The organism is Marinobacterium alkalitolerans, from assembly GCF_017776525.1.
In the GTDB taxonomy this organism is placed as follows: domain Bacteria; phylum Pseudomonadota; class Gammaproteobacteria; order Pseudomonadales; family Balneatricaceae; genus Marinobacterium; species Marinobacterium alkalitolerans.
In genome coordinates this window covers 1-14,068 of sequence record NZ_JACVEW010000039.1, presented here as the reverse complement: position 1 = coordinate 14,068, position 14,068 = coordinate 1, and the positions used below count along the sequence as shown (strand labels likewise).

Below are 14,068 nucleotides of genomic sequence, written 5' to 3'. Positions count from 1 at the left end.
CAGGAAAGCCGCTGAAAGCGCGGCTTAAACCCAGAGCCTATGGGAGGCATGTGTCAGGTAATTACCATCACTGTACAGGTTGATAAATGGACCCATAATGCAAGAAAGAGGCGCGAACCTGAAGGCTGGCCCACCACATCCGGTGAAGAACCACAAATATTATAGTCTAAAATCAAATAGACCTTTACAAATATGCTTCAAGGAGGAAGCAATGATTAAATCCATATTAATGCGAGTCACAATAGGGTCAAGCCTGTTTTTCATTACAGGTTTTGTAGGACTCTTAGTGGTTATAACCTATCTTGTTTTTATATTAGACATTACTGATAGCGAAGTTATTGGCGATATGATTCGCTCACATCCTTTCAAAAACATAGCATTACTATTCACTTTAATTTCGATGATTCTTTCATCTTGGGTTGCAACCAGAAAACTTAATAGAAATCTATATTTGACCACTGCCATATTAATATTTATCTGTTGCCTTATAATTACGGCAGGCCCCATAAGATATTTAATCATTCACAACAACTATCTACCTATCCTGGTGGGTGGAATTCTTGGCGCTGCTATTAGTGCAACGCTTGCCAAATCAATGCAGGCGAAAGAACTTTCTTCTGATGACCAATGCGATATGAACGGGTAGAGATCGCTGATCTCTGTACATTTAAAATACCGATTACAAGGAAGGTAACGGATGAAATAATATTTATTGGTCTATTCGCCGTGCTCGCTATAGATCCAGCGAAGCACGGCGTACTCTCGAGTGTACGCTGAGCCCGGTGACCGCAAGCAGAATCAGCACTATCCCCAGGACCTGAAAGCCTGCGAGCTGTTCATGCAACACCGTAACCCCGAATAGCGCGGCCGTGACAGGTTCCACCATGGCGACCACGGCCGCTATGGAGGGGGCTGTATTGATCAGACCCTCGATATAGAGGATGAATGATACACCGCCCCCCAGTACACCCAGAGCGGCAAACCATAACCAGTGTGATGCCCCCAATGCCGCCACTATCCTGTTCGTATCAGCCGGCCACAACAGCGCCAGCACCAGTACCGTGAACGCAATACTGAGAATGGCCTGCGGGCTGCCATGGGGCAGCGCATACTTGAACCCGAAAATGAACACCGCGTAGGAGAGCCCGGACAACAGCCCCGCTGTTGTGCCCATCATCGTGAAGCTTGTCGCACCCGCCGAATATATCTGCGTCAGCAACATCACGCCCAGCATGACGACCACTATGCCGCCCCACTTCGTCCAGGTAGGCTGCTCAAGCCTGAGCGCAAACGACAACAGGTACACAAATACCGGTGCGCAATACATCAGCGTAGCGGCCACGGCCACACTGCCTTCCGAGATGCTGGTAAAGTAAAACGCGAAGTTGCCGGTTACACCCAGACCGGCCACGACCGACCAGAACCAGAGTTTGGGATTGCCCAAGCCATTATCCTGAGCACGGATTGCCAGCCAAAACAGCATGAACATCAGGCCGACCGCACCGCGATACAGAGACACCACATAGGGCCCCCAGCCTTCGTCCATCAGGATAGCGCCTATTCCCCCGGACACGCCCCAGAAAAGGGCTGCGAGCACCACGCAAGCAACACTGAGCATTTTGCCCCCTTCTGCCCACGGCTTTGCACCTGTGGCAGCATTTGGCATCGGTCTCGTAACCCGGGAGTCTAGAAGTCACAAAACCGTTATGCCAAATCTCAGCGAAGAGGAATGGAACAAGGGCCCGTTAAAGGGCCCATTCGACCGCCTTGGCCGCATGAATGGCCGTTGTATCGTACAGCGGGACATCGGTATGGGACTGGGTGATTAACATGCCGATTTCGGTACACCCCAGAATCACCCCTTCCGCGCCAGCCGCCGCCAGGTCATTTACGATGCGCAGATAGGTCTGCCGTGAGTCTGGATTGATCTGCCCAAGGCACAGCTCGTTATAGATGATCTCATGCACCCGCTTCCGGTCGGACTCGTTGGGGACCACAACCTCCAACCCATAGGCCTCGGATAGCCGTCCCTTGTAGAAGTCCTGCTCCATGGTGAAGGCGGTGCCCAGTAGCCCGACTTTCCTGATACCGTCTTGCACAAGCACCTCAGCTGTCGCATTCGCAATATGCAGCAGCGGAATGCCGATGCTGGCTTCTATCTCGGGGGCAACCTTGTGCATGGTGTTGGTGCAAATCAGGACGAAGTCCGCCCCGGCGGACTCCACACTCCTGGCCGCGTCGGTCAGTATGTCGGCGGTACCGGCCCAGTCACCGCGGTGCTGAAGCTTTTCGATCGGATCAAAATCAACGCTGTTGAGCACTATTTGCGCCGAGTGAAGCCCGCCCAGTGCCTGCTTGACTCCCTGATTGATCTCTCTGTAATAGCCGACGGTGCTTTCCCAGCTCATGCCGCCGATAAGTCCGATTGTCTTCATGACTGTTCTATCCCTCTTTGGTTGGTATAGCCCGCGTGTCTGCTGCCTGTCATGAGACTGAACTATTCTGGTGTTTGATTCCAGACATTGGCCTCCCGTCTTGATCAGCCACGGCTGCTTCGGACGCCAGATGGCCATATACAGCACTGCACCACTCACCTAAGATGAGTGTACTCATGATCACAAGGAGTCATCATGGCTATTCTGATTCTCGGACTTGTTCTCTTTCTCGGCATGCATTCCACTCGCATTTTCGCGCCGGGCGTACGGGCTAACGCCGTACGCTCAATGGGGCTCATCCCCTGGAAAGGCGTATATACCCTCGTTTCACTGGTCGGTTTTGTGCTGATCATCTGGGGCTATGGGGAGGCGCGGTATAACCCGACCTGGGTCTGGGTTTCACCGGGCTGGACTCGGCACCTGAGTGCGCTGTTATTGATTCCGGCCTTTGTCCTGCTCGTAGCGGCTTATATACCCGGCACCCATATGAAGGCCAAACTGAGTCATCCTATGGCGCTGGCGACCAAGATCTGGGCATTCGCCCACCTGTTGAGCAATGGAACCTTGGCCGACATTCTACTGTTCGGCGGCTTTCTGGTCTGGTCAATTCTCTATTACGCGATTGCCCGTCGCCGTGACCGTGCCGAAGGCGTTACCTATCAGGCTGTCAGCGTACAGCGTGATGTGATCGCGGCCATCATCGGTCTGGTACTGTATGGCGCCTTTGCCGCTGTTCTGCATGAGTGGCTGATCGGCGTTCGCCCCTTTGGGTAGGCCGGTTACGCGCCCATCAAGCGACGATAAAACGCCAGCTCCGCTTCCAGCACTGCAGACTGGTTGCGGGGCTGGCGAAAACCGTGGGCTTCATCCTTGAACAGGTGCGTCTCAACAGGAACGCCGTTTAATTTGAGACGCTCTGCCATCTGCGCGGTTTGTTCAGGCAGCACCACCTTGTCCTGCGCGCCCTGAAAGAAAATCACCGGCACCCGAATTCGATGAGCCTGCTGCAGCGGAGAGCGGGCCTGATACAGGTCCGGCCGGGTATCAGGGTCACCGATCAGCCAGTGGAGGTAGCGGGACTCAAACTTGTGGGTGAGCCGATTAAGGCGCGCCGGATCGCTCACACCATAGAGGCTGGCACCGCCCGTAAACAGCCTTGAGTGGCACAGGGCACTGAGCGTGGTGTAGCCACCGGCGCTGTTGCCGCGGATGAAAATCGCCCTGGGATCGGCCATGCCCTGTTGGATCAAGTCCTGCGCGATCGCCTCCACGTCTGCCACATCACTCTGGCCCCACTGCCCTGCCAGCGCCATGCGGTAGTGGCGTCCGTAGCCGGTACTGCCACGGTAATTGATATCCGCGATCATGAAGCCGCGCTGGGTCCAGAACTGAATCGCGGGCTTGAGCACCGGGGCCGTGGCTGCCGTTGGACCACCATGGGTCCAGATGGCCAGTGGCAACGCAGTATCGGCAGGCGCACCTGCCGGGCGGTACAGAAAGTAAGGCACCGAGATGCCATCAACAAGGGTGCTTTTACTGTAGGGCAAGCTGGGCGTATAGGCTGGTGGCTGGCCACCCAGCAGTCGCACACACTGATCCGGGTCGTCCGGGGTCAGTTCGGTGTGTATGGAGAGAATCGCCGGCAGGCGGTCGCTGAACTCGGCTACACAGGCCAGTTGATCCCCTTCCACCGCAAGCGCATGCAGGCGAGATGGCAAAAGATTAAGGTCAACCGCACGCCATTCAGTGCCGGTGTGGCACCAAAGGCGACTGTACCCTTCGCATTGGCCCAGCGCCAGCAGCTCGCCACTGTCGCTCCAGCCATAGGTACTCAGGCCAAACTGCCAGGGTGCCGTGGTGAACTCCGTTCGCTCGGGCGAATTACCCGTCAACGGCTGCCACCCTTCGGGCCCGTAGACTTCAATGCGCCACCAGTCGTTCCTGTCCACCACCGCATGCAAAATACCGGATGGCGAGAATTGTGGCTGCGCCCAGGCTGCGCAGATATCTGAAAGCTGCTCGATACGCTGCACTTTTCCCTTGCTGCACAACTGGGCACGCATCAGGCGGGTGCTGCGCCAGGGCTGCTGCGGATGGTCCCACTCGATCCATGCCAGTTGATGGCCATCGGGACTCAGCCGGGGGGAGCTGTAGAAGTCCGTGCCCGTTGCCAGCGACGTCACCTCCCCGCTCTGCAGACAAACCGACACCAGGCTGTTTTCGGGCTCCCCGTCACCATGCAGTTCGGACACCGCGATCAGGCGCTGGCGTGCCGAGTCCGGTTGCAGGTCCGCAAAACGCATTTTCTGTTGGCGGGTAAGCGGTTCGGGCTCAGTCTGGGTGTCGAGGGGCAACATCCAGATCTGCTGGTCAGTGTCATTGACGAAACAGGCCTGATCGCCCGCCAGACACCAGGCTCCGCCGCCGTACTCATGCACACGGCTGCGCACACTGAAGCGGTCGGGCAGCAGGCTTTGTGCCCGCCCCTGATCAAAACGGCACAGCCGGTTGCGGCCGGTAGAGGCCTCAAAACATACCCCCAGCACTTGCCCCCGATACCAGCGCAGAGCAGCGTAATCCTGCATTGCGGCAACGGCTGCTTCGGCGCTCAGAGCCGGTTCAGCCGCGGGCGAATACACGTGAGTTGCGCTCATTGCGGAAGGTGATTGTGCGGTCAGTGTCTGGCTGCTCGGCCGCCGCTCGTGCATCCAGTATCCTTTGGTGCTGAGGCGATTTGCTGCAGACCGGATCGGTAGCGTTCATGTCTCCGGTCAGCAGGTAGGCCTGGCACCGGCAGCCTCCCAGGTCCTGCTCTTTTTCATCACAGGAGCGACAGGGTTCCTGCATCCAGTCGTCGCCACGAAAATGATTAAAGCCAAATGAATCGTGCCAGATATGCTGCAGGCTATGATCCTTCACGTTGGGAAACTCAACCGGCAGCATGCGGGCACTGTGACAGGGCAAGGCGGTACCGTCCGGAGTGACGGTCAGGAAGATCTCGCCCCAGCCGTTCATGCATTTTTTGGGGCGCTCTTCGTAGTAGTCGGGTGTCACGAAGATCAACTTGATCGGGTTGCCTTCAGCCGCCAGCTTGTCCCGATAGGTGTTGGTAATCTGCTCTGCCCGCTCCAGTTGCGCCTGAGTGGGCAACAGGCTGTCGCGGTTCTCATGCGCCCAGCCGTAGTACTGACAGGTGGCCAGTTCCACGTAATCGGCTTCCAGCTCCACGCACAGTTCGATGATGCGGTCGATACGGTCAATGTTGTGCTTGTGGGTGACGAAGTTGAGCACCATGGGGTAGCCCTGGGCTTTCACTTCACGCGCCATCTTCAGCTTCTGCCGGAACGCCTTGTCGGAGCCGGCCAGCATGTTGTTCACGCTTTCATCCGAAGCCTGGAAGCTGATCTGGATATGGTCCAACCCGGCCTCGCGAAAGGCCGCTATACGGTCTGCATTCAGCCCGATACCGGAGGTAATCAGGTTGGTGTAATAGCCGAGCGTGCGCCCTTCTGCGATGAGCTGCTCCAGATCGCGCCGCACCAGCGGTTCGCCACCGGAGAAACCGAGCTGTGCCGCCCCCATCTTGCGGGCCTGACGCAGCACGTCGATCCACTGCTCGGTGTTCAGCTCTTCACCATGCTCGGCAAAGTCGAGCGGATTGCTGCAGTAGGGGCACTGCAGCGGGCACTTGTAGGTGAGCTCTGCCAGCAACCACAAGGGCGGCCCCTGGGTTTTGACCGTTTCAGGCATAACGGATCCAGTTCTGCTCATGGGCGACCTCCAGAAACTCGAGTACATCAGGCCCCAGCGCGCCCGCGTCGGGGAAACGCGCTTCCAGCGCCTGGATAATGGCGGCACAGTCCTGCTCGCCCTGCACTTCAGCCAGAATGGCCGCGGCGCTGTCGTTCAGCTTGATCATCCCTTCCGGGTACAGCAGCACATGACAGCCCTGGGCTTCTTCCCACTGAAAGCGAAACATGGGGTTGAGGCTGGGGGTTTGATCGAGGCCGGGCTTAGTCATTGAACAGCCCCCGGTGATAGACCGCTTCCTGGGTGACGGTATGATACGGCGGCCGTTCAAGTTCGTAGGCCATGCTCATCGCATCCAGCATGCTCCAGAGCACGTCCAGTTTGAACTGCAGAATCTCCAGCATGCGCTCCTGCTGTTCACGGGTGGTGTAATGATCCAGCGTGATCTGCAGGCCGTGTTCCACGTCACGACGGGCCTCGGTCAGACGGTTGCGGAAATACTGATAGCCCTCCGCCTTGATCCAGGGGTAGTGCGTGGGCCAGGTATCCAGACGGGACTGATGAATGTGTGGCGCAAACAACTCGGTCAGTGACGAGCTGGCCGCTTCCTGCCAGGTGGCACGGCGGGCAAAGTTCACATAGGCATCCACCGCAAACCGTACCCCCGGCAACACATGTTCCTGTGACAGGATCTCTTCACGGGTCAGGCCCACGGCTTCACCCAGCTGCAGCCAGGCTTCGATACCTCCAACGGCACCGTCGTAGCCATCATGGTCCATGATGCGCTGCAGCCACTGGCGGCGTACGTCGCGGTGCGGGCAGTTGGCCAGAATGGCCGCATCCTTGAGCGGAATATTGACCTGATAGTAGAAACGGTTGGCCACCCATCCGCGAATCTGCTCCGGCGTGGACTGGCCGGCATACATGGCCACATGATAGGGGTGGTGGATGTGGTAAAGGTCGCCCTTGGCGCGCAAGGCCTGTTCGAATTCACTGCGGCTCATCGGTTCAGTGCTGCTCATGCGGGTCTCCTCAGAGTTCAATGCTCATGCCGTCGTGGGCCACCTCGATACCGTGCTCGGCCAGTACGCCCCGCTCAGGGGAGTCCTCGATCAGGATCGGGTTGGTGTTGTTGATGTGAATCAGAATCTTGCGAGGCTTCTCCAGGGTATCCAGGAAGGCGATCATGCCGTCTTCGCCGGATTGCGGCAGGTGCCCCATATGCACGCCCAGCTTGTCGCCCACGCCGGCGTGAATCATTTCGTCTTCGCGCCAGAGGGTGCCGTCGACCAGCAGGCAGTCGGCCTGCTCCATCATCGGCCGCAGGTGGGGTTCGATCTGTCCAAGGCCCGGTGCATAGAAAAGCGTACGGCCGGTCGCATCATCCCGCAGCAGGATGCCGATGTTGTCCCCCGGATGGGGGTCATTGCGGTGCGGTGAATACGGCGGCGCACTGGACAGCAACGGGACTGCGGTCAGAGTGAGTCCGGGCACTTCAGGGATTCGGAATTCGTTGTACTTGGCATGGCTGGGAATCGGGTTCCAGCTCAGGCCGCCATTCCAGTGCTCCAGCATGTTGAAGACCGGGAAGCCGGTGCTCAGGTCCTGTTTCACCATGTCGGTGCAGTAGACCTGATGCGGACAGCCTTCACGCAGGAGCAGGAGGCCCGTGGTGTGGTCGATCTGACTGTCCATCAGCACGATCGCGGCGATGCCGGTATCCCGCTTGCCCTGTTTGGGCTGGAGTGGCTCAAAGCTTTCCAGCTGAGCGCGAATGTCGGGGGAGGCGTTGAACAGAATCCAGTCCTGCCCGTTCAGGCTGACGGCGATGGAGGATTGAGTACGTGCGTGTGCGTTGAGGGTGCCGTTGCGCAGGCCTTTGCAGTTGTCGCAGTTGCAGTTCCACTGCGGAAAGCCGCCCCCGGCTGCTGAGCCTAATATCTGTATTTTCATTATTCTGTGTCCGCTGGGGGGTGGGAAAAGCGTGGGGGCAGGCAGCCCCTGAGGGCTGCCCTGGCGCTTAGCGGTTGGCGAAGTACATGGTGACTTCGAAGCCGATGCGCAGGTCGGTGTAGGCAGGTTTAGTCCACATAATGCGATCCTCTTTTTGTTATCGATGTGTCACTTGAGACACCCTGATAGTAGGCAACTGCAGCCCTGCGCCTATATGGTACTTTGGAACGAATTCGGGGCTGATTTGGTATAGCACCTCAAGGCACAGACATAAAAAAACGGCCCGAAGGCCGTCAAAATGTGCTGCAGAGCGAGGCTGCCGGGAGCAGGCAGCCTCGGGGGACACGTCCCTGTGTAGAGAGCTTGAACGGTTTCCGCTTAGAAGAAGCCCAGCGGGTTGATGTCGTAGCTCACCAGCATGTTCTTGGTCTGCTGGTAGTGGTCGAGCATCATCTTGTGGGTTTCGCGGCCAACACCGGACTTCTTGTAACCACCAAAGGCTGCGTGCGCCGGGTACTGGTGGTAGCAGTTGGTCCAGACACGACCGGCCTGAATGCCGCGACCCATGCGGTAAGAGCGGTTCATGTCGCGGCTCCAGACACCGGCGCCCAGACCGAACTCGGTGTCGTTGGCGATTGCCAGCGCTTCCTCTTCGTCCTTGAAGGTGGTCACGGAGACGACCGGGCCGAAGATCTCTTCCTGGAATACGCGCATGTCATTGGTGCCCTTGAGCAGGGTCGGCTGGATGTAGTAGCCGGTACCCAGGCTGCCATCGAGCTGCTCCTTGTCACCGCCGATCAGCACTTCAGCACCTTCCTGACGGCCGATGTCGAAGTAGCCCATGATCTTGTCGAACTGCTCCTGAGAGGCCTGAGCGCCGACCATGGTGTCAGAATCCAGCGGGTTGCCACGCTTGATCTGCTTCATGCGGTCGATCACACGCTCGATGAACTTGTCGTAGATGCTTTCCTGCACCAGCAGGCGGGACGGGCAGGTGCAGACTTCACCCTGGTTGAAGAACGCCAGCACGGTGCCTTCCACACACTTGTCGATGAAGGCATCTTCGTGATCCATGATGTCTTCAAAGTAGATGTTGGGAGATTTACCACCCAGTTCTACGGTAGACGGGATGATGTTGTCAGCCGCACACTTCAGGATGTGCGCACCGACCGGAGTAGAACCTGTAAAGGCGATCTTGGCGATACGGGTGCTGGTTGCCAGTGCCTGACCGGCTTCAGCGCCAAAGCCGTTGACGATGTTCAGCACGCCCTTCGGCAGCAGGTCATCGATCACTTCGACCAGCTTCAGGATCGACCAGGGGGTCTGTTCAGCCGGTTTGAGCACGATGCAGTTACCCGCCGCCAGTGCCGGGGCAATTTTCCAGGCCGCCATCAGCAGCGGGAAGTTCCACGGGATGATCTGACCCACCACGCCCAGCGGCTCGTGGAAGTGATAGGCAACGGTGTTCTCGTCGATTTCACCGATAGAGCCTTCCTGTGCACGGATACAGCCGGCGAAGTAACGGAAGTGGTCTACGGCCAGAGGCACGTCAGCCGCCAGGGTCTCGCGCACGGCCTTGCCGTTGTCCCAGGTTTCGGCCACTGCGATCTGTTCCAGGTTGGCTTCCAGACGATCAGCAATTTTGAGCAGCAGGTTGGAGCGTTCGGTAACAGAGGTACGGCCCCAGGCATCCTTGGCGGCATGCGCAGCGTCCAGTGCCAGTTCGATATCTTCCGCTGTTGAGCGCGGAATTTCACAGAAGGCTTCACCGGTTACCGGTGATACGTTCTGGAAGTATTCTCCTTTGACCGGAGCAGTCCACTCACCCCCGATAAAGTTGCCGTAGCGCGGCTTCAGAGAAACGATGGAATCTGCCTGTCCTGGCTGTGCGTAGATCATATTCTTTGCCTCTTGTTGTTATTCGCATCTTGCTCAACGAGCAGTAACGATTGACGCTTCCAATCTTAGCTACCCTGCTCGAGTCCAGAGTATAGTGCCTTGGGCGCGAGAAGATGGCTCTTTAGTAGTAGATATGAGGTGCGTAAAAAGAGGCTGACGAGGTATGGGGCCGCCAGAGCCGGCAAGACAGGGCGTTGGGAGCAGACAGCACACCCGCAGAGGCGGCGGATTTTTTGTCACCCAAACAAAAATCCCCGCCGAAGCGGGGATTTTCACAGCATTGAGTGCGACGATTTTACTCGTCAGATGCCGCCTTGGCGGATTCCTGATTTTCGTAAATCAGGATGGGGTCACTGCTGCCATTGATGACACCTTCATCAATCACAACCTTGGCCACGTTTTCCAGTGACGGCAACTGGTACATGATATCCAGCAGGGTCGCTTCCAGAATGGAGCGCAGACCACGGGCACCGGTACGACGTTCGAGCGCCTTGTTGGCCACGGCTTTGAGCGCATCCTCACGGAAATCAACCTCAACGCCTTCCATGTCGAACAACGCCTGATACTGTTTCACCAGGCTGTTCTTGGGCTCGGTCAGAATCTGAATCAGTGCGTCTTCATCCAGCTCGGACAGGGTCGCTACCATCGGCAGACGGCCCACGAACTCCGGAATCAGGCCGAACTTCACCAGATCTTCCGCTTCGACATCGTGCAGCACTTCGCTCAGACGGCTTTCATCCTTGCTCTTGACCACGGCACTGAAGCCGATGGAGCTGCGTTCACTGCGGTCACGGATGATTTTCTCGAGACCTGCAAAGGCACCACCACAGATGAACAGGATGTTGGACGTATCCACCTGCAGGAATTCCTGCTGCGGATGTTTACGACCGCCCTGCGGCGGTACGGAGGCAACCGTACCTTCAATCAGTTTCAGCAGTGCCTGCTGCACACCCTCACCCGAAACGTCACGGGTGATGGACGGGTTGTCGGACTTGCGAGAAATCTTGTCAATCTCGTCGATGTAGACGATACCCAGCTGGGCTTTCTCAACATCGTAGTCACACTTTTGCAGCAGTTTCTGGATGATGTTCTCAACATCCTCACCCACATAACCGGCTTCGGTCAGGGTGGTGGCATCGGCGATGGTAAACGGAACGTTCAGCAGCCGTGCCATGGTCTCGGCCAGCAGTGTCTTACCGCTACCGGTCGGACCGATCAGAAGGATGTTGCTCTTGCCGAGCTCGACATCACCCTTTTTCTGGAAACGCAGGCGCTTGTAATGGTTGTAAACCGCAACCGCCAGTACCTTTTTGGCACGCTCCTGACCAATGACATAGTCATCCAGCGTTTCCTTGATCTCGGCTGGCGTCGGCAGGTGCTCCTGGGGTTCCTGTTCCTCAGTGTCCTGAACTTCTTCACGAATGATGTCGTTGCAAAGATCAACACACTCGTCACAGATAAAGACAGAGGGACCTGCGATCAATTTGCGCACTTCGTCCTGGCTTTTGCCACAAAAGGAACAGAACAGCTTGCTGCCCTCTCCCCCTTTGCCGGTCGTCTCGTCTGCCATCTTACTACCTCAAAAAACCATGTACTCTTGTTATGCGCCCGGAACGGAGAGATTTCAACCCCTCCTTCTGGGTACCCGCGATCAGTCGGTGCTCAGACGACGCTCCAGCACTGAGTCGATCAGACCGTATTCAGCAGCGGTCTGAGGGTCCATGAAGTTATCACGGTCGGTATCACGCGCGACTGTTTCAAAGTCCTGTCCAGTGTGCTCTGCCAGCAGGCGGTTGAGCTTCTCACGGATAGACAGGATTTCCTTGGTGTGGATTTCGATATCAGTGGCCTGACCCTGATAGCCGCCCAGCGGCTGATGGATCATTACACGCGCATTCGGCAGTGCAAAACGCTTGCCTTTGGCGCCACCTGCGAGCAGGAATGCGCCCATGCTGGCCGCCTGACCGATACACATGGTGCTCACATCAGGCTTGATGAACTGCATGGTATCGTAGATCGCCATACCTGCAGTGACGGAACCACCCGGAGAGTTGATGTAGAGGTGAATATCCTTGTCGGGGTTCTCGGCTTCCAGAAACAGAAGCTGAGCCACGATCAGGTTGGCCATGTGGTCTTCAACCGGGCCGACCAGAAAGATCACCCGCTCCTTGAGCAGGCGCGAGTAGATATCGTAGGCACGCTCACCCCGTGAGCTCTGCTCCACAACCATGGGCACCAGACCGGAATTCTGAATCTCGGTGGTTTGCCCGGTATAGATATCCGCCATGCACTAAATCTCCTTACCCTGATAAGCGAAAAAACGACAGCCAGCCAAGCCAACTGTCGTTTCCTTATGGCTTACGCCCAGACCGGTGATCCGGTTCAGGCTTCGCTTTCTTCTGCTTCAGCAGTCTCTTCTGCCTGCTGCTGAGCCGGCTGAATGGCTTCCTCGTAGGGAACGGCCTTTTCAGTGACTTTAGCAGAAGCAACCAGATGATCAACTACCTGATCTTCCAGTACTAGGCTCTTGATCTGGTTCAGGATCTGGTCGTTACTGTAGTACCAGTCGATAACCTGCTGCGGATCCTGGTAAGTGGATGCCATCTCTTCGATGGTTTCACGAACACGGTCTTCGTTCGCTTCCAGTTCGTTAGCTTTCACCACTTCCTGAACCAGCAGGCCGATGCTGACGCGGCGCTTGGCCTGCTCTTCAAACATCTCTTTCGGCAGCATGTTCGGGTCGATGTTGGCATCCTGACCACCGAACTGCTGGATGGCCTGACGACGCAGGTTGTCGATTTCGTCATCGATCAGCGCAGCGGGAACGTCGATTTCGTTGGCTTTCAGCAGCTCAGTGAAGACCTGATCTTTCAGCTTCATCTTGAGCGCCTGAGTCAGTTCGCGCTCCATGTTCTTGCGAACTTCTGACTTGAAACCGTCCAGTTCTTTCTCTTCGATACCGAAGCGAGAGAAGAACTCTTCGTTCAGTTCAGGCAGTTCCTGTGCAGAGACAGAGTGCACCTTGGTTTTGAAGACAGCCGCTTTACCTTTCAGGTTTTCAGCGTGGTAGTCTTCCGGGAAGGTCACTTCCAGATCAAACTCTTCACCGGCTTTCTTGCCTTCCAGACCATCTTCGAAGCCCGGGATCATGGAACCGGAACCCAGTACCAGATCGTGACCTTCAGCCTTGCCACCTTCAAACGCTTCACCGTCGATGAAGCCTTCGAAGTCGATCTTCACGCGATCACCTTCGGCAGCGGCGCGATCAACTTCGGTCCAGTTCGCCTGCTGCTTCTGCAGGGTTTCGATCATCTTGTCCAGGTCAGCATCTTCGATCTCAGCGGTCTGCTTTTCGATCTCTGCGCCGGACAGATCCTTCAGTTCAATCTCCGGGTACACTTCGAAGGTCGCAACGTACTGAAGATCTTCACCTTCCTTGTCGTTTTTGAATTCGATGCTCGGAGTACCTGCCGGCTGCAGTTTTTCCTGCTGAACGGCAGAGTAGAAGCTTTCCTGAACTACCTGACCCAGAACGTCCTGGCGAATCGCGCTGCCAAACATGCGCTTGATCACCTTGGGCGGTACCTTACCCGGACGGAAGCCATCCAGACGGCGAGTACGCGCCTGCTGAGCAACCAGTTTATCTACGTCCTGGTCGATGCGCTCAGCCGGAACGGTGATGGTCATCTGACGCTCAAGGCCGGAAGTCGTTTCAACAGAAACTTGCATGGAGATCCTCACAAATAGTTTTGCAGCATGATGTAGCGACCTGCAGGTTCTTCTTACGCCTAAGGACGACCGACCAGCAGAGCCAAAATTCTGAAGCGCAAAATTTTCATGCAACTGAATGTATTAGTCAAGACAAACCGCAGTAGTCGGCGGCTTAAACTTCATAAAAAAAACGCGGAAAAGTATTTTAAAACAAAAAGATAGGTAATTCAGGAGGGGTTACACTGGGGTGGACGATGGGGCTCGAACCCACGACCACCGGAATCACAATCCGGGGCTCTACCAACTGAGCTACGCCCACC

At 56.6% G+C, this 14,068-nt stretch carries 14 protein-coding genes and 1 tRNA gene; 2 read left to right on the top strand and 13 right to left on the bottom strand.

Annotation, left to right across the window (positions count from 1 at the left end; all coding sequences use genetic code 11):
• Window positions 1-211 precede the first annotated feature (211 nt).
• Window positions 212-646 (top strand): hypothetical protein, encoded by a 435-nt coding sequence (locus H9C73_RS15745; protein ID WP_209288854.1) that lies wholly within the window; start codon window positions 212-214, stop codon window positions 644-646.
• An 87-nt stretch (window positions 647-733) separates the two neighbouring features.
• On the opposite strand, the gene H9C73_RS15740 is transcribed toward H9C73_RS15745, so the two are convergent.
• Window positions 734-1,618 (bottom strand): DMT family transporter, encoded by an 885-nt coding sequence (locus tag H9C73_RS15740; protein WP_209288853.1) that lies wholly within the window; start codon window positions 1,616-1,618, stop codon window positions 734-736.
• 127 nt (window positions 1,619-1,745) lie between these two features.
• Window positions 1,746-2,435, bottom strand: coding sequence for an aspartate/glutamate racemase family protein (locus H9C73_RS15735; RefSeq protein ID WP_209288852.1), 690 nt, complete (start codon window positions 2,433-2,435; stop codon window positions 1,746-1,748).
• Window positions 2,436-2,630: 195 nt separating this feature from the next.
• Between H9C73_RS15735 and H9C73_RS15730 the strand changes: the two genes are divergently transcribed.
• Window positions 2,631-3,209, top strand: coding sequence for an NnrU family protein (locus tag H9C73_RS15730; protein ID WP_209288851.1), 579 nt, complete (start codon window positions 2,631-2,633; stop codon window positions 3,207-3,209).
• Window positions 3,210-3,214: 5 nt separating this feature from the next.
• Here H9C73_RS15730 and H9C73_RS15725 read toward each other — a convergent pair whose 3' ends face one another.
• The 11 genes from H9C73_RS15725 to H9C73_RS15675 form a co-directional block, all read right to left on the bottom strand.
• Entirely contained in the window at window positions 3,215-5,089 is a 1,875-nt protein-coding gene (locus H9C73_RS15725) for an alpha/beta hydrolase family protein (RefSeq protein WP_209288850.1), read from the bottom strand.
• Window positions 5,055-6,206, bottom strand: coding sequence for a pyrroloquinoline quinone biosynthesis protein PqqE (gene pqqE / locus H9C73_RS15720; RefSeq protein WP_236014337.1), 1,152 nt, complete (start codon window positions 6,204-6,206; stop codon window positions 5,055-5,057). Before pqqE ends, H9C73_RS15725 begins: the two co-directional genes overlap by 35 nt.
• Window positions 6,178-6,456 (bottom strand): pyrroloquinoline quinone biosynthesis peptide chaperone PqqD, encoded by a 279-nt coding sequence (pqqD, locus tag H9C73_RS15715; protein ID WP_209288849.1) that lies wholly within the window; start codon window positions 6,454-6,456, stop codon window positions 6,178-6,180. Before pqqD ends, pqqE begins: the two co-directional genes overlap by 29 nt.
• Window positions 6,449-7,207, bottom strand: a complete 759-nt coding sequence (gene pqqC / locus H9C73_RS15710) for a pyrroloquinoline-quinone synthase PqqC (RefSeq protein ID WP_209288848.1) — start codon at window positions 7,205-7,207, stop codon at window positions 6,449-6,451. The genes pqqD and pqqC overlap by 8 nt, the downstream gene beginning before the upstream one ends.
• A gap of 10 nt (window positions 7,208-7,217) precedes the next feature.
• Window positions 7,218-8,138 carry a pyrroloquinoline quinone biosynthesis protein PqqB gene (gene pqqB, locus H9C73_RS15705; protein ID WP_209288847.1) on the bottom strand — a complete coding sequence of 307 codons (921 nt, stop codon included), beginning with the start codon at window positions 8,136-8,138 and terminating at the stop codon, window positions 7,218-7,220.
• Window positions 8,139-8,205: 67 nt separating this feature from the next.
• Entirely contained in the window at window positions 8,206-8,277 is a 72-nt protein-coding gene (gene pqqA / locus H9C73_RS15700; protein WP_003243383.1) for a pyrroloquinoline quinone precursor peptide PqqA, read from the bottom strand.
• A gap of 239 nt (window positions 8,278-8,516) precedes the next feature.
• Window positions 8,517-10,037, bottom strand: coding sequence for an acetaldehyde dehydrogenase ExaC (gene exaC, locus H9C73_RS15695; protein ID WP_209288846.1), 1,521 nt, complete (start codon window positions 10,035-10,037; stop codon window positions 8,517-8,519).
• 295 nt (window positions 10,038-10,332) lie between these two features.
• Window positions 10,333-11,607 carry an ATP-dependent protease ATP-binding subunit ClpX gene (gene clpX, locus H9C73_RS15690; protein WP_209288845.1) on the bottom strand — a complete coding sequence of 425 codons (1,275 nt, stop codon included), beginning with the start codon at window positions 11,605-11,607 and terminating at the stop codon, window positions 10,333-10,335.
• An 81-nt stretch (window positions 11,608-11,688) separates the two neighbouring features.
• Window positions 11,689-12,324 carry an ATP-dependent Clp endopeptidase proteolytic subunit ClpP gene (clpP, locus tag H9C73_RS15685; RefSeq protein ID WP_209288844.1) on the bottom strand — a complete coding sequence of 212 codons (636 nt, stop codon included), beginning with the start codon at window positions 12,322-12,324 and terminating at the stop codon, window positions 11,689-11,691.
• A 95-nt stretch (window positions 12,325-12,419) separates the two neighbouring features.
• The gene (gene tig / locus H9C73_RS15680) at window positions 12,420-13,766 is read right to left on the bottom strand and encodes a trigger factor (RefSeq protein ID WP_209288843.1); all 1,347 of its coding nucleotides are present in this window, start codon (window positions 13,764-13,766) and stop codon (window positions 12,420-12,422) included.
• Window positions 13,767-13,991: 225 nt separating this feature from the next.
• Window positions 13,992-14,067, bottom strand: a tRNA-His gene (locus tag H9C73_RS15675).
• Window position 14,068 lies beyond the last annotated feature (1 nt).